Origin of the sequence: Chryseobacterium gilvum, assembly GCF_025628965.1 — a bacterium.
In the GTDB taxonomy this organism is placed as follows: Bacteria; Bacteroidota; Bacteroidia; order Flavobacteriales; family Weeksellaceae; genus Chryseobacterium; species Chryseobacterium gilvum.
The window spans coordinates 638180-658809 of sequence record NZ_JAOTEN010000001.1 but is presented as its reverse complement, the minus strand read 5'-3'; the positions used below and the strand labels follow the sequence as shown (position 1 = coordinate 658809).

The 20630-nt window shown below is 36.3% G+C and carries 20 protein-coding genes; 7 read left to right on the top strand and 13 right to left on the bottom strand.

The annotated features are described in order from the left end of the window. Positions 1-26: 26 nt before the first annotated feature. On the bottom strand, positions 27-2561 hold the full coding sequence (locus N0B16_RS03025) for a phosphoenolpyruvate carboxylase (protein ID WP_262989247.1): 2535 nt from the start codon (positions 2559-2561) through the stop codon (positions 27-29). Between the two features lie 268 nt (positions 2562-2829). Between N0B16_RS03025 and N0B16_RS03020 the strand changes: the two genes are divergently transcribed. The 5 genes from N0B16_RS03020 (at position 2830) to N0B16_RS03000 (ending at position 6160) form a co-directional block, all read left to right on the top strand. Then, complete coding sequence (locus N0B16_RS03020; protein ID WP_262989246.1) at positions 2830-3099, top strand: hypothetical protein; 270 nt, start codon at positions 2830-2832, stop codon at positions 3097-3099. A 71-nt stretch (positions 3100-3170) separates the two neighbouring features. Beyond that, positions 3171-3848 (top strand): hypothetical protein, encoded by a 678-nt coding sequence (locus N0B16_RS03015; RefSeq protein WP_262989245.1) that lies wholly within the window; start codon positions 3171-3173, stop codon positions 3846-3848. A 163-nt stretch (positions 3849-4011) separates the two neighbouring features. Further along, a complete protein-coding gene (locus tag N0B16_RS03010; protein WP_262989244.1) occupies positions 4012-4470 on the top strand; it encodes a lipocalin family protein in 459 nt (152 codons plus the stop codon). 57 nt (positions 4471-4527) lie between these two features. Then, positions 4528-5184, top strand: coding sequence for a GDSL-type esterase/lipase family protein (locus N0B16_RS03005; protein WP_262989243.1), 657 nt, complete (start codon positions 4528-4530; stop codon positions 5182-5184). Positions 5185-5233: 49 nt separating this feature from the next. Next, on the top strand, positions 5234-6160 hold the full coding sequence (locus tag N0B16_RS03000; RefSeq protein ID WP_262989242.1) for a tetratricopeptide repeat protein: 927 nt from the start codon (positions 5234-5236) through the stop codon (positions 6158-6160). A 37-nt stretch (positions 6161-6197) separates the two neighbouring features. Here the strand turns inward: N0B16_RS03000 and N0B16_RS02995 are convergent, their stop codons facing one another. From N0B16_RS02995 to N0B16_RS02985, 3 genes are all read right to left on the bottom strand, one after another. Beyond that, positions 6198-7550 (bottom strand): DEAD/DEAH box helicase, encoded by a 1353-nt coding sequence (locus N0B16_RS02995; protein WP_262989241.1) that lies wholly within the window; start codon positions 7548-7550, stop codon positions 6198-6200. Between the two features lie 111 nt (positions 7551-7661). Then, a complete protein-coding gene (locus tag N0B16_RS02990; RefSeq protein WP_262989240.1) occupies positions 7662-8276 on the bottom strand; it encodes an NADPH-dependent F420 reductase in 615 nt (204 codons plus the stop codon). Positions 8277-8457: 181 nt separating this feature from the next. Beyond that, entirely contained in the window at positions 8458-9072 is a 615-nt protein-coding gene (locus N0B16_RS02985) for a type 1 glutamine amidotransferase domain-containing protein (protein WP_262989239.1), read from the bottom strand. Between the two features lie 95 nt (positions 9073-9167). On the opposite strand from N0B16_RS02985, the gene N0B16_RS02980 reads away from it, so the two are divergent. Beyond that, on the top strand, positions 9168-9515 hold the full coding sequence (locus tag N0B16_RS02980; protein ID WP_262989238.1) for a winged helix-turn-helix transcriptional regulator: 348 nt from the start codon (positions 9168-9170) through the stop codon (positions 9513-9515). Positions 9516-9539: 24 nt separating this feature from the next. On the opposite strand, the gene N0B16_RS02975 is transcribed toward N0B16_RS02980, so the two are convergent. The 9 genes from N0B16_RS02975 to N0B16_RS02935 all read right to left on the bottom strand — a co-directional run bounded on the left by N0B16_RS02975 (position 9540) and on the right by N0B16_RS02935 (position 19942). Next, positions 9540-11183, bottom strand: a complete 1644-nt coding sequence (locus N0B16_RS02975; protein WP_262989237.1) for an ABC1 kinase family protein — start codon at positions 11181-11183, stop codon at positions 9540-9542. 315 nt (positions 11184-11498) lie between these two features. After that, positions 11499-13028, bottom strand: a complete 1530-nt coding sequence (gene guaA / locus N0B16_RS02970) for a glutamine-hydrolyzing GMP synthase (protein ID WP_262989236.1) — start codon at positions 13026-13028, stop codon at positions 11499-11501. Between the two features lie 211 nt (positions 13029-13239). Next, entirely contained in the window at positions 13240-14478 is a 1239-nt protein-coding gene (gene purD, locus N0B16_RS02965; protein ID WP_262989235.1) for a phosphoribosylamine--glycine ligase, read from the bottom strand. 92 nt (positions 14479-14570) lie between these two features. Next, on the bottom strand, positions 14571-16088 hold the full coding sequence (gene purH, locus N0B16_RS02960; protein ID WP_262989234.1) for a bifunctional phosphoribosylaminoimidazolecarboxamide formyltransferase/IMP cyclohydrolase: 1518 nt from the start codon (positions 16086-16088) through the stop codon (positions 14571-14573). A gap of 147 nt (positions 16089-16235) precedes the next feature. Continuing rightward, positions 16236-16799, bottom strand: coding sequence for a phosphoribosylglycinamide formyltransferase (gene purN / locus N0B16_RS02955; RefSeq protein ID WP_262989233.1), 564 nt, complete (start codon positions 16797-16799; stop codon positions 16236-16238). 123 nt (positions 16800-16922) lie between these two features. Continuing rightward, the gene (purM, locus tag N0B16_RS02950) at positions 16923-17915 is read right to left on the bottom strand and encodes a phosphoribosylformylglycinamidine cyclo-ligase (RefSeq protein ID WP_262989232.1); all 993 of its coding nucleotides are present in this window, start codon (positions 17913-17915) and stop codon (positions 16923-16925) included. Positions 17916-18150: 235 nt separating this feature from the next. Beyond that, positions 18151-18702 (bottom strand): NADPH-dependent FMN reductase, encoded by a 552-nt coding sequence (locus N0B16_RS02945; RefSeq protein WP_262989231.1) that lies wholly within the window; start codon positions 18700-18702, stop codon positions 18151-18153. Between the two features lie 24 nt (positions 18703-18726). Further along, positions 18727-19455, bottom strand: coding sequence for a pirin family protein (locus N0B16_RS02940; RefSeq protein WP_262989230.1), 729 nt, complete (start codon positions 19453-19455; stop codon positions 18727-18729). Positions 19456-19570: 115 nt separating this feature from the next. Continuing rightward, entirely contained in the window at positions 19571-19942 is a 372-nt protein-coding gene (locus N0B16_RS02935; protein WP_262989229.1) for a winged helix-turn-helix transcriptional regulator, read from the bottom strand. A 91-nt stretch (positions 19943-20033) separates the two neighbouring features. On the opposite strand from N0B16_RS02935, the gene N0B16_RS02930 reads away from it, so the two are divergent. Beyond that, entirely contained in the window at positions 20034-20630 is a 597-nt protein-coding gene (locus N0B16_RS02930) for an FMN-dependent NADH-azoreductase (protein WP_262989228.1), read from the top strand.

Genomic DNA, 20630 nt, shown 5'->3' with positions numbered 1-20630 from the left:
ACGAAGGCATTTTTAATTGTATTAATTTACGCTGAATTCCTACTCGCATTAATATTTCCAAACAACGATCGTGTCACCAGTTTTTCATATGCTTCTCTGGCACCCTCACCTTTTTGAATTTTTATCAATGCATATTGCTGGATTGTCAATAAAGGAAGCACAATTTTCTCGCGGATTTTCACCGATTTCCTTGATAAAGGATCTTCTTCCTGAAGCATTGTAAAACCGGTCAGTTCCAGCATAATATCTTTTGAAAGGTTATATTCTGCGAAAAGCACATTCCAGAATTCACCGAATTTAGGATGATTTTTTATGTAATAGGTTAATGGAAAGTACGACTTATTCATGCTCATCATTGAATTGAGAACCAATGTTTTAAAGAAGTCGGAACCTCTGTATAATGCTTTGACTTCCTCAAATCTTCCCTGTTTTTTTAGTTCTTCCATTGCAAAACCGAATCCGAAGAATCCGGGAACATTCTGTTTCAGCTGCGACCAGGATCCTACAAACGGAATGGCTCTCAGATCCTCAAATTTCAGTTCGCTTCCGCCGCCACGCTTTGATGGCCGGCTTCCGATATTGGTTTTCCCGTAATATTCTAAAGTACTCATTTCCTGAAGATAAGGCACAAACATTGGGTGTGATTTCAGATCTGAGTATTTTTTGTAACTGATATCTGCCAATTCCTTAATTAATACCCTTTCTTTTTCGGTAAGATCTTTTTTATAATTTTTGAAGACATCATTTTCAATTCCGGCGGTCAGAAGCTGCTCAAAATTAAACTTTGCCTGCTGCTTATTTCCGAAAATACTTGTAATGGTCTGTCCTTGAATTGTTAATTCTATTTTGTTGTTGGCGATTGTTTTTCCTTGCGAAGCATAGAAATCATGGGTTTTGCCCCCTCCTCTTGCAGGTGGGCCGCCTCTTCCGTCGAAAAAAACGACTTTTATTCCGTTTTGCTCGGAAAGTTGGGTTAATACTTCTTTCGCCTTATAAATTTCCCAGTTGGCTTTCAGATATCCTCCATCTTTGGTTCCGTCTGAAAAACCAAGCATAATGGTTTGCTGATTTCCTCTTCTTTCCAGATGTTTCTGATAAATAGGATTCTGATACAATTCCTGCATTACACTTTCTGCATTGTCAAGACCTTCCATTGTTTCAAAAAGCGGAACGATATCGATGTTGATCTCCTCATCATGATATCCTGAAATTTTGAAAAATGCATAAACATTCATCACATCTTTTACCGCATCAGAGTTGGAAATGATATAACGGTGCATTCCGCGATGGCCATTTTCCTGCTGAATATCTTTTATTTGAGATACAGTGACCAATGTATCTTTAATAATATCTTCAAAACCGTCTGTATTTATTTTTTCTGAAGTTTGAATTAATGCTTTAAATTTATCATCATTACTCGCTTCAGAATGGCCAAATGTAGCCTTAAAAACTTCATCAATTACCTGCTGATGAATTCGGCTGTCTTGTCGCACATCCAAAGTCGCAAAATGAGTCCCGAAAATTTTGACTCTGTCGCTGAAATTTTCCAAAAGATCTATAAACAGAGAATTGTGCTGTTCGATCAGTATTTTCTTCGCTTCATTAATTTTACTGATCATTTCTTCAGCGGTAATCTTTCTACTATTAAAAATGGATGCATATAAATCATCACTGATCTGTTTCAAAATCTCAGCAACTCCTCTAAAGCTTAGTCTTCGCCTCAAATTTTTAATATGGCTGTAATACGATTTCAAAACAGCAGAACGCAGTTCTTCTGCCACTCTTTTCGTCACTTCCGCCGTTACAAAAGGATTGCCGTCCCGGTCACCTCCCGGCCAGAAACCCAGCTGAATAAGGTCTTCATGCAGATGAAAATGACTGTTTCCAAAAGTTTTTTTGACCTTTGTAAAGAGCTCGCCAATGGAGTCATAATATACATATCGCAGATAATAAATGATACTCAGTGCTTCATCAATAGGGGTTGGTTTTTCTTTATTAACAAAAGGTGTTTTGCCCAATTGCTGCAAAAGCATATCAATATCCGTAATAGAATCTGCAGTAATAGAAGTTCTGAGATCATGGAGTATTCTCTGGACCGAACTAGGATAAAATTGTGTAGGATGTGCAGTAAATACAATTTTTATGGCAAAATCTTTTAATTTTTCACGTACCTGTTCTATGGTATGATCTTGTAATGAGCGTTCAAACAGATAAGTTACTGTTCCTTTGTCGCTTTCAGAATGCAGCTCCGGAAATGCGGCATCTTCGATACTGTCAAATAACACGACCTGTCTTTCTATATATTGAATAATTTTAAATAGCAGTTCAAGTTTCTGCTCCTCAGTTTGCAAATCGGTATGATTCGTAAAGAATGCTTCCATAATATCTTGCGGTGTTTTTCCGGTCTGATAGCCATTTTTACTTTCTTCGTAAAGAAACGGAAGCAGCATCCCGATATTGGTCATTTTATCATATGGCAGACTCATAAATAACGAGTTATAAATCTGAAATTTATTTTCTACTATCTGCCTGAATTTTTCTGCGCGCTGGTCGTGTATCATCTAACAAATGTAGCAGATTTTGAGTTTTATTGAAATTAATTTCACTTAAAAAATACATAAATTATTACAAAAGAAATCTGTAGACAAAGGATCTGTACAATAATTGACATGTCATAATGAACAATGCATTGTATCACCTAATAAAAAATAAAAACTTGGTTTAAAACAATTTACATTATAAAAACTGTTTTTAAGCAATAAAAAGGGAAATTAATTCTTAAATAGCACAATATTTGCTAAGGTATGTATTCAATCACAAAAGATTATAATGCAAAAGAAAATACTTTCAGACCAAAGTCTTGAAGAACTACAGGTTACCCAAAAAAAAACGCAGTTACTCGTTATTATTTTTATTGTTGTACTCTGTATTCTGACGGGAGCTTCACTATATCTCACCTTAGAAAAAAGAATTACAATTTTTGCCTTTCTTCCGATATGCTTTTTGCCGGTTTTTATCTATTCACTGATTACCATGAAAAATGTGAAAAACGAAATTAAGACCAGGGAAAGATACATTTCAATGCTACAGAATAAATAATACAATTCGTTCAGTTTACCGTTTAAATCAATATATTTAAGGCTTTTATTAATCAAGGCCCTTATATTTTTATGAAACATATTCGGTTTCCGCTTTTAAACCTTTTGTTTGGAAGCATCAGTTTTTATGTAGGAATTTATTTTTTAAAAGAGGTCTTACTTCTATCAATCCTGTTTTTCATTGCAGCGCTTGTGAGTTTAACTCTTGCCTATAAAGAATATTGTATCCATAAAAACCAGTTAAGGAAAATCGATACATTACCGGTTGCAGAAGAAGTACAAATCAGAAAGTCTAAATTAATCCTGCTTGTAAAGATTTCAAGCTATTTCATTTTTATTATAGTAAGTGTTTTCTTTCTTATTGTTATTATTCAGAACAAAATAGAAAACCTAATCGTCATTGGGATGATGCCATTGTTCATTATCGTATTTGTTACAGTAAAAGTGTTGATAGAGCTCAAAAATATGAATGCTGTATCTATTTTTATTAACTCTCAAGGAATAAAAATACAGAATGGCGAGATGATGAATTGGGGTGACATCCAACAGGAAAAAATAACCTCAAAAGTGTTTAGATCGAAAGAATCGAAATACGATTATGCTGCTGAAGTTGAATATCTGTTTTTTTATTTTAAAAATGAAAAGATGGAAATAGCATTAAATGAACTCGACCTTACTACACAGGATTTGAATGATTATCTCAAAAAATTTCGTGAGAGATTTGACAATGAAAAATTAAATCTCCCGTAAGTTCTTATCGTCAAAAAATAATATCTACATGATTATTACACGGTCTGCAATCCACCACCCTTTTAAAATTACAATTTTTGCAAACATTAGTTTAAAAAACCTGAATTTCATTACCTATATTTCAAATTTATTTATATTTTAGCATATTCTTAAATTTGTGAAAATGAAAAAATATTTACTTTTATTTGCCTTTTCTGCGATGGCAGTAACTTCTTGTGAAGACGATGATATTCAAAACTATGAATTAGACATGCTGAAAGGCGAATGGAAGACCAGTAAATTTGAAGTAATCTCAGGAAAAGACAATAAAACGGTACTTTATACGGAAACTCCGAGCGGATGTGCTGCAAAAGACCTTACGGAATTCAGAACAGATTATTATACTTCTTATACGGCTTATTCCGGAGTGGGAGCCACTTGTACAAGTACAAAAACCGAGGGTACTTTCACCTATGACAGCGAGACTAAAGAATTAATCATTACGTATAACCAGAGCGGTCCGGAAAAATTTATCATCACTATTTTAAGCAACTCAGAATTGAGAATCATGCAGACTCAAGGCAATGTAGATTTAAATGGAGATATGGTAAACGATCCTGTCTACGTGACCTATACAAAATAAAAAAGGCTCCCGAAACATTCGGGAGTTTTTTTTGGAATATATGAAAAGCCTCAAGCAATGAAGAAGACATTATCGGCACTTTTGGTGTTTATGTTCATCCTTATTTTCTCTCAGGAAAAGAAGGCCATGTTCTGGCAGGAAATTCAGGATTTTAAAAAACTGGATCAGAAAAATGCTCCCCCTAAAGATGCCATTCTCTTAATCGGAAGCTCATCTTTTACAAAATGGAAAGATGTTTCAGACTATTTTCCCGGAAAAACAATTATCAACAGAGGTTTTGGAGGATCGAGACTAACAGACCTGAATTTTTATGCTGAAGATCTCTTACAGCCTTATCAACCGAAACAGATTATCATCTACTGCGGTGAAAACGATTTTGCAGATGATGAAAAGTTGAAAGCAGCAACCGTTTTGGAAAGATTCAAAACCTTTTACCATACAATCCGTGAAAAATTTCCCAATATTGAAGTTGATTATATTTCCATCAAATATTCTCCGAGCCGCGAGAAGCTTTGGCCGCAGATGAAAAAAGCAAATATCTTAATCGAAGAATTTTTACAGAAAGAAGCGCATGCACATTTCATTGATATTACAAAAGCAATGGAAGACAGCAGCGGAAAAGTAAGGGAAGATCTTTTTCTTGAAGACAGGCTTCACATGACACCGGAAGGCTATCAGTTGTGGGCGAAGGTAATGAATTCTTATATGAAATAATTTTTTAAATATGATCAAAAAACAGTTTACACTTATAATTGCGGTCTGTATGTCTTGTTTTGTTTTTAGCCAAAAAGATTCAGATAAAAATAAAATCATTCAGGAACTTTCAGAAAAAGCCTGTGCATGTACAGATTCGATTACTTTGCTTAACCGGGATAAAAAAGATATTCTGAAAGATGTACACGGATGCATCGATCAATACACGGGAGCATTACAAATCTCCTCTCTTCTTTCTGGAGCTGAAGAATTATCTAAAACCGCTCCTGAAGTAAATGGTAAAAAACAGGTGACTTTAAATTATGATACCAATAAAAACTCTCAACAATATACCGAAAGCTATCATGATATTGAACGATATATGATGGGGAACTGTCCTTCATTAAAGAAAATAGCTGCCGTTTCTGAAACGAAAACTGATCGTTTATCAAAAAATCCGGAAGCTTTGGAGTATTATGCGAAAGCCATAGAATTTTCTAAGGCTGAAAATTGGAAAGAAGCCATTAAAAATTCTGAAATGGCTGTGAAAAAAGATCCGAAATTTGTGTATGCATGGGATAATCTAGGAATTAATTACAGAAGGATTGCAGAATATGATAAATCTATCGATGCTTATAAAAAATCTCTTGAAATTGATCCTAACGGAAAAATGCCTCTACAGAATATCCCGATGGCCTATATCTATAAAAAAGATTTTCAGAAAGCGATTGATGCTTATTTAGCACTGGATAAAGTGTATCCCGGTGATTCTGAAGTTTATTATGGGATTGGACAAGTATATTTTTCAGGCATAAAAGACGATGAAAAAGCACTGGATTATATCTGCAAATCGTACAAAATTTACAATCAGCAAAAATCACCTTACAGAACAGATGCAGAAGCGGTTATTAATTCTATTTATAAAAATATGAAAGATGCAGGTAAAACAGAAAAATTTAAGGAAATCCTGAAAAAGAATATGATACAGTGGGATTAGTAAAAAAAAAGCTTCACCTAAATGGGTGAAGCTTTTTTTATTTTTTTCTTTTCGATTTTGATATGGCTTTCTGCTGCGCACGGTTGGCTCCGAATTTTTTAGGAACTTTTCTTTTTGTGGGCCCACCCCAGTTTTCTTTTTTATTTTTATCTTTCTTTTCATGGAAAGCACCTCCTCCATCATACAGTTTTGCCTGAGCAGGATTTTTCATGATAATCTGGTCTTCTTCTGAAACAATCTTCTTAGGATTTATTTTTACTTCTTCCGGAAAATCAATATATCTTAACTCTTTATCCATCAATAGCTCGATGTCTAAAACCAGTGTTTCTTCTTTTTTAGCTACGAAAGTGATGGCTTTACCATCTTTATCTGCTCTACCCGTTCTACCGATCCTGTGAATATATTGTTCGGGAACTTCTGGGGTTTCAAAATTAATGACATGGGTAATATTTGAGATATCCAAACCTCTCGCCATCACGTCTGTGGTAATCAATCCTCTGATTTCTTCTTTTTCAAAGCTTTTCATGGCTTTTAATCGATAATTCTGGGATTTATTAGAGTGAATCACGTCAAACTGATCCGGGAAAAGCTCACTAATTTTCGTAAACAAAAGATCAGCATGCTTCTTATTGTTATTAAAAATCAACACTTTAGACATATCTGCATTATTCTTCAGCAAATATTCCAACAGATTAATTTTGGTATTAAAATTCTCAACTTTATAAGCGGTCTGTTCTATTTTTTCAAGCGGCGTTCCTGATTTTGCCAGTGAGATTTCTATAGGCCCGGAAAAATATTGATCCAGCATTTCATCCACGGCTTCGGTCATGGTTGCAGAGAAAAGAATATTCTGTCTTTTGCTCTTCATCATTTCAAAAATGTGTGTCAATTGCGGACGGAAACCTAAATTCAGCATTTCGTCAAACTCATCAATAATCAGTTTCTGAACCTCTTTTAACGAAATGGCATTGTCGATAGATAAATCCATTACTCTGCCCGGAGTTCCCACCAGAATATCACAACCCTCATTAAACAATAGTTTTTGTGTATTAATATTTTTTCCGCCGTAGATTCCGATCACTCTTGCAGTAATGTTTGCGGTAAGCTTTTCGAGGATTTCAGTTACCTGCACGACCAACTCTCTTGTAGGGACCAACACCAAAACGGTAGGATTCCCGTTTTTGTTGTATTTCCAGGTTTTAAGCACCGGCAAAAGATAAGCAAGTGTTTTTCCGGTTCCTGTCTGCGCAATTCCCATCACATCTCTTCCTGAAAGAATCGGACCGATACTTTTTTCCTGAATCGGGGTAGGCTCAAATAAATTTAAATCTGCCAAAACATCAAGTACCTTTACCGGAAGGTCAAAATCTGCAAAAGTGAGTTTTTCCATTTTGCAAAGATAGAGAATTAATTTCTGAACTTCTTATAGAGTATGGTTTTGTGTATGAAACGAGCCTATAAATATAAAAGGCTGAATCATAACTGTAGCCTTATTCATCAATTATCTTTGCAAAACTTTAAATGCCATATTTCTTCCATTGCCCTGCATTATGGCAAGATTAATCCAGGAAAGAGCAAATTTTTCCAGTAATTCCACCTTATCGGATTTCCCAAAATCTATACAGGAACCGAAACCACAATCCAAAGCTAATTGCTTGGCAACTTCTTTTGCTTTCTCACTGTCTCCCGCCATGAACATATCTATTTTTTCACCATTATACAATGGATTAAGCATATTTTCAAAACCTGTCGTGTTGAAACATTTTACAATTTCAGCCTGGGTTCTGTCTGCCAAAGCGTGATAAACAGTTTGATACGGTTCGGGAGCATACATAATCGAATTTGTAGCATCAATTATTACTTTTCCGGATACATCTCCTAATTGCTCAATAATTTCAAAAATGGCTGTTGGCGGCATTGCAATAAGAATGACGTCACATTGTTTTACTGCATTTTCAATAACAGCAAAACGATCCTCCCCAATTTTAGTAGCAAGAGAGATATTTTTTTCACTAAGAGGAAACTGGGCGCCTATCAAAACAGTGTGCTTCATTTTAACCCATTGTTGCGCCAATGCGCCTCCTACGTTTCCAGAACCTATAATTGCTATTTTCATCGTGTTATTTTTTTTACAATATTAATTATTTTCACCGGATAATTGCTCAATCACCAATCCAGCTGCGGCGGCACCTGAGTTCTGTTGTTGCCCTGTAATCAGGTTACCGTCTGCAATTGCATAAGCACTGAAAGGAGTTTCAACTTTAAAGGTCGTTCCATCAATTTTTCTTGCTTCCGTTTCAATTCTGTACGGCTGAATTTTTTATTCCAACTGCCTGATCTGCAAAATCTTCTTCCGCATCTGCAAAACCCGTCCATATCTTCCCTTTTACCAACAACTCGTCATCAGATGTTTTAGCTTCCAGTAATAATGCCGTTGAGTGACATACTGCAGCGCTTGGCTTTCTGTTTTCGTAAAAATTTACAAATAAGCTTTCTAGATCTTTGTCACCCCTGAAAGTATACATCGGGCCCTGTCCACCGATCAGAAATATAGCATCATAATTTTTTTCATCAATTTCAGTTAGTTTCTTCGTGTTTTCAAGCATGTCATTGAATTCCGGCTTTTGCATATACCCTAAAGAAATTATATCATGAGATGAATAGCCGCTTTCATCCAGAGGATTAGAATATCCATCCATTTCCAGTTTGCCACCGTTTGTAGAAACCAATTCCACATCATATCCGGCTTCCTGAAATACTCTTAACGGATGGGTAAGCTCTGCTGCCCAAAAGCCGATTGGCCAATTGGTTTGCCGACTTATACTGGGTGAACTCGCAACCATTAAGATTTTCCCTTTTGAAGGCGCACCGTGAAAATGAACATAGCTATGTACTTCTTTTACTTTTCCCATATTTGTTTTTTTAATTGTATTGAAACAAAGATAATTCTGAGTTTTGGCTAAAACAATAATGGTTATCTTTGTAAGTAACACACAAAGATGTAAGTATGCCTGATTTTGTATCTGATAAACACCTGTTTCATAACCCCGTTGAATTTGCCATGAGCAAAATTGGAGGAATGTATAAAATGCCAATTCTCTGGCGTCTGAAAGATAAAACCTGGCGCTATTCTGAACTTGCCCATAATATTCCTCATATTTCAGACAGAATGCTTTCAAAAAGTTTAAAGGAATTGTTAAATGATGGTTTCATCTCCAAAGAAATATTCCCTGAAGTGCCGCTCCGAACAGAATACACAATTACAGAAAGAGGGAATAAAGCTGTAACAATTATTACCGCCTTACGCAATTATGGTTTTGAACTGATGAACGATTTCGGGATTAAGGAAAAATAATCGCTGAATAATCTTGTGAGCATATTATTTTCGCATAATTCTTAATAAAATAATGATTACTAAAATCATCGAAAATATAAATCCTACTACTGCAACCAAAGACATGTCACCCATTCTTGGGCCGGCTCCAGAGGAAAAAACAATGGCCGTTGCGATGATATTCGCTCCCAATACCATCGTCAAAATTAAATTGATGACGCTTGATTTTATCAGTTGATTTGTTTTTTCAATATTTTTAATCTCGCTCGAAATGGTAAATTTATTATCATCCAGCTTCTGTAAAACCGAACGCATCTCCTTTGGGATTTCATCAATATTATCCGTAAAGGTCATCATTTTCTCCATGCCGTTTTTAAGGAGCTTTTTCGGGCTTACTTTTCTGGCGAGAATTTTTTTGGTGTAAGGATGAAGACTTTTGACAATATCAAGATCCGGATTAATGGTTCTTCCTACCCCTTCTATAAGACCAATCCCTTTAAACAGGAGATAAAAATAATCCGGCATATAGAGCCTGTTTTCCTTCAGTACATCCTTCATTTTATTCATGATCGTATTCGGATCAATGTTTTTCAGTGACGTGCTGTGAACGAAATTCAATACTTCATCGACATCATTTTCAAACCTTCCTTCATCTGGAATCTCATAGCTTACCGCCATTTTTTTGAGGTACCGAACAATTTTATGAGAATTTTTAGCAACGAAAGCAACAATTAAACTTTCAAGAATTTCTTTATCATTGGGCTGAATTTTCCCTACGGCTCCGAAATCGATAAATACTACTTTCCCGTCTTTTTTTACCAATATATTTCCCGCGTGCGGATCTGCATGGAAAAAACCATACTCTAAAATCTGTGAAACAAATAACCGTAATCCTGTTTCAGAAATTACAACCGGATTGATATTATGTTTAATAAGTTCCTGTTTATCGGTAATCTTGATTCCCTCAATAAATTCCATACAGAGAACATTGTTATTGCAAAATTCGTCATATACTTTCGGAACATAGGTCTCCTTGCTATTTTTAAAATTTAAAGCAAACTGACTGATGTTATTTCTTTCATTTACTAAAGAAACTTCTTCCAGCAGTGACTTCTCAAAAGTTGCGATTGCCTGTTTGAGATTTAATTTTGAACCCATTTCGGAGTAGGTGGAAACCAGTTTTACCAAGTCTTTGATCAATAAAAGGTCGTCTTCGATCACCGACTGTACATCGGGTTTTTTAATTTTTAAGATCACTTCTTCCCCGTTCAGCAATGTCCCTTTGTAGACTTGCGCAATGGATGCAGTCGCTAAAGGTTTTGGATTGATTTCGATAAAATGATCATGTATGGAAATGTTGAATTCATTTTCCAGAATTTCCTTCGCATTCATATCGACCTCTTCTACTTTGTCCTGAAGTTTCTGCAGCTCCTGAATAAGTTCCGGCGGAAGCAGATCTTCCCGGTTGCTGAATGTTTGTCCCAGTTTGACAAATGTGGGTCCCAACTCTTCCAAAACCAGCCGGATTCTCTCGTACACGGTACCTTTTGAAATAATTTCGTCAGACGGTACAGAATGTTCTTCGGGTTTTTTCCCCATTCTGGCAATTATATCTTTAAATCCGTATTTACTCAATACTGAGATGAGTCGTCCGGATCTTTTGAGTTTTCGCTGTTGCTTGTCAAACATATTTTTAAGATAAATTGAATTACAAAGTAACTTCAAAAATTATTATATACCGTATTTTTATTATTTTATGTGTTGAATTTTTTTGTCTATCTAATTCTACTAAAATCTAAATTTATAAATAGGCAGAGAAATATATAAACTTTGCCGGACTAAGTTTTCAAATAAGTATTAATAAAAAAAACCTCCTTTGCAGGAGGCTAAACACAAATGATGAAAAAAAATTATATTTATATATTATTATAAATTATAAATATGCGTAAATCTAGGATTTACAAACAGTCTATTTTATGATCTGAATCATAAATATTTTAAAGGTTATTCCCATTCAATAGTTGCGGGCGGTTTGCTTGAAATATCGTAAGCCACCCTGTTGATTCCTCGTACTTCATTGATAATCCTGCTTGATACCGTATCTAAAAATTCATAGGGAAGCCTGCTCCACGTTGCCGTCATAAAATCGATGGTATTTGCCGAACGAACAACCGCAGTATATTCATAGGTTCTTTCATCGCCCATAACTCCTACAGACTTTACCGGGAGAAGAACTACGAAAGCCTGAGAAACTTTCTCATACAAATCATTTTTATACAATTCTTCAATAAAAATATCATCCGCTTCCTGCAGTATTTTTACTTTTTCTGCATCTACGGCACCTAAAATTCTGATTCCTAATCCGGGACCGGGAAATGGATGTCTGTGCACCAAATGATGAGGAATCCCTAATTCTTCACCTACTTTTCGTACTTCATCTTTAAATAATTCTCTTAAGGGCTCCAATAATTCAAACTCCATCTCTTCGGGAAGTCCGCCAACATTGTGATGAGATTTGATGACCGCTGAAGGTCCGTTTACCGACTGGCTTTCAATAACATCAGGATAAATCGTTCCCTGAGCGAGGAATTTTGCCCCTTCAATTTTATGGGATTCTTCATCGAATACATGAATAAATTCGTTTCCGATGATTTTTCTTTTAGTTTCAGGATCGTCAACTCCCGCCAATTTGGATAAAAATCTTTCTGAAGCGTCAACAAGTTTAATATTCATATGGAAATGCTCTCCATAATTTTCCATCACTTTTACATCTTCATTTTTCCTTAAAAGTCCTGTATCTACAAATATGCATTGAAGCTGGTCTCCTATTGCCTTATGGATTAAAACCGCAGCCACGGAAGAATCTACGCCACCAGAAAGACCAAGAATCACTTTCTGATCTCCTACTTTTTGGCGGATTTCTGCTACTGTTTTTTCGATATAATTGGTAAGTTTCCAGTTTTTTTCTGCGTTACAGATTGAAAAAACAAAATTTTCTAACATTGTGCCGCCTTCTTCCGTATGAGAAACCTCCGGATGAAACTGTACACAATATATTTTCTTATCTTCATTGGAAATAGAAGCAATAACTCCCGACTTCGCATTTAGTTCAAATCCAGGAGGCAATGCCCCCACTTCATCGAAATGGCTCATCCAAACTACTGAATTCTGAGCAACATTTTTCAGTAAAGAGCTTTCTTTTATGATTTCTAAATGTGCTTTACCGTATTCTCCTTTTTCACCTTTATGTACTTTCCCGCCTAAAAGGTGCGCAGTCAGCTGCATTCCGTAGCAGATCCCCAAAACCGGAATTTGCTGTTCGTACAATTCTTTCTGAACCAAATGGGCATTTTCTGCATTTACAGAACTGGGACCTCCGGAAAGGATAATTCCTTTCGGCTGTTTTTCCAGTATAGTTTCTAATGGTGTATTGAATGGCAATATTTCAGAGTATACTCCCATCTCACGGATTCTTCTCCCGATAAGCTGGTTGTATTGCGATCCGAAATCTAATATAATGATACCGTTGTTCATTGTATAATTGATAATGATAAATTGATAATGTATTTTTCCGTTTTTATCGGGACTTTTATAGTTTCGCCCTTTGAGAGCTTACTATCATTCTTAATGAGTTTTGGCTAAAGCTATCTGATTTACCTTTTTGATAATCGGGCTAAAGCCCGATCCTATTAATAAATCTTACAAAAAAAGACCTGGATTTCTCCAAATCTTTTTTATGATTTATTTAAAATTTCCCAATGTCTTCTCTGTAGAAACTGTAATCGAAATGAACATGACTTGCATCTTCGTATACTTTTTTGCGTGCCTCATCATAAGTCGCCCCGGTTGCTACAATATTGAGTACTCTTCCGCCGTTTGAAACGACTTTGTCTCCTTTCTTTACCGCTCCTGCGTAAAATAGCTGACTGTTTTTAACTCTTTCTCCTCCAACGATTTCAAAACCGGTTTCAATATTTCTGGGATATCCTCCTGAACACATTACCAGACAAACTGCTTTTTCGTTTTTAAATTTAAGCTGAAGATCTTTTCCATTCATACAGTCATTGATGACATCCAGCAGATTATTTTCCATTAAAGCCATTAAAACCTGCGTTTCCGGATCTCCGAATCTCATATTGTATTCCAAAAGATAAGTTCCTTTTTTAGTCACCATTAATCCGAAGAAAATAATTCCTTTAAAGCTGAATCCTTCTCCTTTAAGACCTTTTACGGTAGGCTCAAGAATATGTTTTTCAAAGTCTGCAAAATGCTCCTGCGTAAATTCCGGGCTTGGTGCTACAGAACCCATCCCTCCCGTATTGGGACCGGTATCTCCGTTTCCTGCTTTTTTATAATCTTTTGCGGCGATACAAGGGAAAATCTTTTCGCCGTTTGAGAACGCAATAATAGATGCTTCAAAACCGTGTAAAAATTCTTCAATCACCAAACGGATTCCTGCATCTCCATAGATTCTGCGAATCATAAAATCGTGAATGGTTGCTTCAGCTTCTTCAATGGTATCGCAGATTACAACCCCTTTTCCGCCTGCCAAACCGCTTGCTTTTATCACTAAAGGATATTCCTGAGTCTTTACATATTCTTTCGCTTCATTATAAGAATCGAAAACAACTGCCTTTGCCGTTTTGATATCATAGGTCTGCATAAACTTCTTAGAAAAAGCCTTACTTCCTTCAAGACTTGCCACTTTCTGAGTAGGACCAAAAACTTTAAGATCATGCTTTTTAAATTCATCTTTTAGGCCTGCAACCAAAGGCGCTTCTGGGCCTACAATCGTCAAATCTACTTTTTCTTTAATTGCGAAATCTCTAAGTTCTTTAATCTCTGATAAATGTACATTCTGCCCCATTGCATCAGTAGACGCATTTCCGTTGGCAAAAAACATTTTAGTCACTCTTGAATCCTTATGAAGTTTTGCTGCCAAAGCAGATTCTCTACCTCCTTCACCTATGATTAATATTCTCATACTTATTAATTATCTAGTCTATATTGTGTACAAATATATAATTTTGAATGGTAAAAATACAACCTCAAAATCATTTTTTAATTCTATTTTAATTAATGGAAAAAATGTCTTATTCCTGTAAACATCATAGGAATACCATGCTCATTTGCAGCTTCTATGCTGTCCTGATCCTTCACACTTCCTCCCGGCTGAATGATCGCTGTAATGCCTTCCTGAGCGCAGAAATCTACCACATCTCTGAAAGGGAAAAAAGCATCAGAAGCTAAAACCAGATCTCCTGAAAATTTCTCTTTCGCTCTTTCCACCGCCTGTTGTGTTGCCCAGATTCTGTTAACCTGGCCTCCTCCGATTCCGAAAGCCTGAATTCCATTGGAAACAACTATTGCGTTCGATTTTACATATTTTACCACTCTCTGGGAAAACAATAATGCTTTTTTCTGCTCTTCAGTAGGCTGGGTTTCTGTAACCACTTTTATATCGTCTGAAAAGATGCTGTCATTGTCCTGCACCAGAATTCCGCCATCTACCTTTACCCAAGTTTGCTTATCAGAAACAGGATTAACAATTTTAATTATTCTCAGGTTTTTTTTCTTTCGTAATACTTCAAGGGCCTCTTCATCAAAATCAGGCGCCATTACAATTTCAAGGAACGTTTTATTCAGTTCTTCCGCTGTTGCCGCATCGATTTTGTAGTTGGTAGCAACAATTCCGCCAAAGATAGAAACCGGGTCACATTCGAAGGTTTTCTGATAGGTTTCCAATGCTGAAGTTCCGATGGCCACTCCGCAAGGTGTAGAATGTTTTACCGCGCAACAAGCCATTTCTTCTTTGAACTCATTAACGACTTTCCAGCAGAGATCCATATCACGAAGATTATTGAAAGACAATTCTTTACCTCCCAATTGCTCAAAATCTTTCATCGCGCCGTTTTCGAAAGTAGAAACATAGTAAGCCGCTGTCTGATGTGGATTTTCACCATATCGAAGGTCTGAAACTTTTTTGTAAGAAGCATTTAAATAAGTAGGATAATCTTCTTCTAAGAGCATTCTGGAAATCGCCGCATCATACGCAGAGGTAAGATTGAAGACTTTCCCTGCCAGTTTTTTACGTGTCTCAATATAAGTGTCCCCATTTTGTTCCATTTCAATTTTTACGGCTGCATAATCTTCAACATCGGTAATGACTGTTACAGAACCAAAATTCTTAGCCGCTGAACGTAGCATGGACGGACCTCCAATGTCGATAAACTCTACTTTTTCGTGTAAAGAAATGTCTTTGTTTACATTTTCAAAGAATGGGTATAAATTGACAATTACCATATCGATCAATCCGATCCCGTGTTCCTGAACGGTTTTCATGTGTTCTTCATTTGAACGGACAGCCAATAACCCGCCATGAACTTTCGGATGCAGTGTTTTTACTCTTCCGTCCAGCATTTCAGGGAAATCGGTTACCTCATCAATCTGAATCGGATGTAAACCCGCTTCTTTTAAATGTTTGAAGGTACCGCCTGTAGAAATTAATTCATAATCATTGGATTCCAGAAACTTTGCAAATTCTGTCAATCCGCTTTTGTCGGAAACACTGATTAACACTCTTTTTTTACTCATTTTACTTTCGATTTTTACTTTTTACAGTTATTTCAAACTGTGAACCGGTTCTTTCACCCCCGATTCTTTATTTTTATTTAGATTTTTAATTTATTCGAAATAATTAAAATATAGTGTATTTTATCATACTTCACGCAGAAAGAACAATCAGTTTCCTAACACTTGATTTATAGCTATCGGAAAGATCTCGTATTCTATATGATGTACTTTTTCGGCTAAGGTTTCCGGAGTATCATTTTCTGTTACTTCAAAACTTTTTTGAAGAATAATGGCTCCTTCATCAATTCCCGAAGTCACAAAATGTACGGTAGCACCGCTTTGCTTTTCCTTTGCTGCAATTACCGCGTGGTGCACATTCATTCCCCACATTCCCTTTCCGCCGAATTTTGGAAGCAAAGCCGGGTGGATATTGATGATTTTACCACTCCATTTTTCACAAAACTCTTGTTTTAAAATTGATAAAAATCCTGCCAATACAATTAAATCTGTATTTTCAGGGATCATTTTGCCCAACTCGGCGCTGAAGTTTTTCCCTCTCGGAATCAGCATGTTTTCGATGTTGTGGTTTTTTGCTCTTTCTAATCCGTAACAGGCCCTGTCTGCAACTACTAAAGATATTTTCGCATCTTCAATCTCTCCACTCTCAATGGTATCAATGATTCTCTGAAGATTGGTTCCCGAACCCGAAACTAAAATGACTATATTTTTCATTAACAAACTCTGATAAAACAACTGTTTTTATAGCCCCGATTGCAGCGGCATCCTTTTTTGGCGCGGCCGGAGCGAAGCGGAGGCCGTGACAAAAAAGATATAGCGGAAAGCGGGATTAAGCTTCTAAAACTTTAAATCAATTTTTTCACTACCTTCGGTGATTTCCCCGATTTCATATGCATCATCTAATAAGTGAAGTACTTTTTCTGCGTGAGCAGGATCGACTACCACGATCATTCCTACTCCCATATTGAAGGTTCCGAACATTTCTTCACGTGCAATCTCACCTCTTTTTTCCAATTCAAGCATGATGCTCGGGATTTTAATTTTTGTCGCGTCAATTGAAGCACATAATCCTTCCCCTATGATTCTCGGAATATTTTCGTACAAACCACCGCCTGTGATATGGGCAATTCCTGAAACCTGCACTTCTTCAATCACTTTGTGAATATCTTTATAGTACAATCTCGTCGGAACCAGAAGGGTTTCATATAAAGGTTTCCCCTCAAACTCTTCTTCAAAATCAGAAAATATTTTACGTACCAGAGAAAACCCGTTGGAATGAAAACCCGAGCTTGGCAATGCGATAATTTTGTCTCCTGTCTTTATTTTGGTTCCGTCAATAATCTGATCTTTTTCTACAATTCCTACGCAGAAACCGGCCACATCATAATCTCCCGGTTGATACATTCCCGGCATTTCGGCAGTTTCACCGCCAATTAATGCGCAATTGTTGTCTTTACAGGCTTTTACCATGCCTAAAACGATTTCGGCGGCGATTTCAGAATCGAGCTTTCCACAAGCCAGATAATCTAAAAAGAAGAGCGGTTTTGCACCGTGACACAAAATATCATTGGCACACATCGCAAAACAGTCTACCCCGATAGAATCGTATCTTTTAGAATCTAAAGCTACTTTCAGCTTTGTACCTACGCCGTCTGTTCCGGAAACCAGAACAGGATTTTTGTATCCTCCGATTTCATAAAATGCGCCGAAACTTCCCAAGTGATTTAATACATTGGCATTATGCGTTTCGCCGACGGCTTTTTTAATTTTATCAACGGTTTTGTATCCTTCTTCTTTGTCTACTCCCGCAGATTTATACGTATTGCTCATTTTTTATTTAGATTTTGCTCAATTTCAGATTTACCTGATATGATGAACTGTATGACTTATCGATTTAATACAATAAAAAAGCCGACAATCTTGTTAGATTATCGGCTGGCTGTTTATCTCAGAGTTTCAGAGTCCACAGTTTTTCCGTATTTTGAAAAACATTCTTTAAAAGTGGACTGAATCTTCATCTTTTTTCTTTTTGCAAAGATATTAATTTTAAGTTAATATTCAAATTCTATTTTTCTAAGATTGTCTCGACCGCGGAAATTTTATTTATTTTTTCTCTTAACTCGCTGTCTTTTTCGGAGTTAGATATTTTCTGTGCCTCTTTATCGAAATTGTCGTTAAAAAATGGAAGCGTAAAAGTAGCAACAATATTTCCTCCGTGTAAAGGAAAACGCTTTTCCGCCGCTTCAAGCACGCCCAAACCTCCTCTTGCACCCGGAGCAGTAGCCATTAATAGCATTGGTTTTTCGTTCCAGACTGCTCTTTGTTTGATTCTTGAAGTCCAGTCGAAAACGTTTTTAAAAGCAGTTGTATATGTTCCGTTATGCTCGGATAAGGAGATAAGAAGAATATCTGCACTGTCGATTTTTGCAGCAAGGTCTTTTGCCTGTTGCGGAACTCCACTTTCCACTTCTCTCTGATGCTTATAGATCGGCATCTCAAAATCATTCATGTCTACTACCTCTACTTCTGCATTTTCAAATAATGATGCTGCGTAGGTTACCAGCTGTTTATTGATTGAGGTATCGGAATTACTTCCTGCAATTGCTAAAATTTTCATTTGAATATAAATCTTTATGTTTAATTATTTTAAATAATCCGGTAAATCCATGGGTACTTCCATCAGAAGAATTTCGGTATCTTCTACCGCTTCGATATTAAAGCTCTGTGTGTCCCAGATTCCCAAACCATCTTTTTCATTTAAAATCCGGTCTCCTACTTTTGCACTTCCTTTTAAAACAAAAGCATAAACCCCATTTCCTTTTTTATTTATTGTATAATTTTTGCCGTTTCCTTTTGTAAAATTGGCCAGGTTGAACCAGGCATCCTGATGAATCCACACGCCGTCGTCATTTTTATTGGGAGATAAGATCTGCTGAAAACCATTGATTTTCTCTCCTTCCTTAATACTTTTCTGATCATATCTCGGCTCAACACCTATTTCTCTTGGGAAAACCCAGATCTGTAAAAATTTTACAGCCTCTTCTTTATTTTGGTTGTATTCGCTATGCATTACGCCTGTTCCTGCACTCATTACCTGTATCTCTCCTTTTTTGATCACGGCAGTAGTTCCTATAGAATCTTTGTGTTCCAGATTTCCTTCCAGCGGAATCGAAATGATTTCCATATCTTTATGAGGATGCGTGCCAAATCCCATTCCCTGTGAAACGGTATCATCATTCAATACTCTCAATACTCCGAAATTGGATCTTTCTCTGTTTTGATACCCTGCAAAACTGAAGGTATGATAGCTATTTAACCATCCGTGGTCTGCATGGCCTCTGGAATCTGCTTTGTGATATACTGTTTTCATAATGTAATAATTTATGGTACAAATGTACGCTGCAAAGATCCAGAAAATGTTGATGTAAGGTAAGAAAAGCGGAAGGAAAAGAGGCTCTTTTCAACTTTTTAATAATGCAATAAAACTATTCCTCTTTTTTAACTTCGGAAGGGCTTCCAAAAATATGCTTCCGGTGATTTTCTCCCCAATCCTTCAAAGATTCTACAACGGCATGAAGTGTTTTTGTATGTTCCGTAGGGAAATATTCTATACTCACGGGATACGTATCTTTCACTATTCTTTCTACCAAGCCATTTTGTTCCAGTTCTTTTAATTCTTTGGCTAAAACTTTTGAGGTCAGCTTAGGAATACTCCTTTCAATTTCCGTAAAACGGCGGTTTCCATGGTTTAGGGAAATAATAATCTGCAGTTTCCATTTTCCGCTGATAACATCTAAAGTATCACGTACAGGCATTAAAATCTGCGAACATTCTTTGTGATTGTGTTTCTTTTCCATTTTTTCACTTTCCTTTAGGTAACTGCTATACTTTGGAAAGTAAAATTACAATAATTTTGTCAGAAATAAAAACAAAAAAAATTGTAAACACATGGCAAATATTTTAAATATCAAAACCAGCATCAGCGGAGAAAACTCTATCAGCAACCAACTTTCTCAGCGTGTTATTGATCAGCTACTGGAAAAAGATCCCGATAGCAAAGTGGTAGTGCGCGATCTTGCGGCTGATCCTATCCCTCATCTTGAAATTGAACATTTTACCGCTTCAAGAATGGCCGACGATGAGAAAAATGACGTACAGAAAATGGCTTCTCAATATTCTGATCAGTCTTTAAGAGAACTTCAAGAAGCAGATATTATCGTAATTGGAGTTCCTTTTTATAATTTTACTTTTCCGTCAACGCTAAAATCATGGATCGACAGTATTTCGGTTGCCGGTAAAACTTTTTCTTTTGCGGACGGCACCCCAAAAGGTTTAATTAAGAACAAAAAACTGTATTTAAATTTTTCAATCGGTGGCGTTTATGAAAACGGGCTTATTGAAAATATGGAATTTTATCTGAGAACACTATTCGGGTTTATCGGGATTACTGATGTAGAAGTTTTTAAAATCCAGGGAACAATGATCCCTCAGATGAAAGAAGAAAATTTTTCTAAAACAGTTTCTGAAATTGAAGCATTGGTGTAG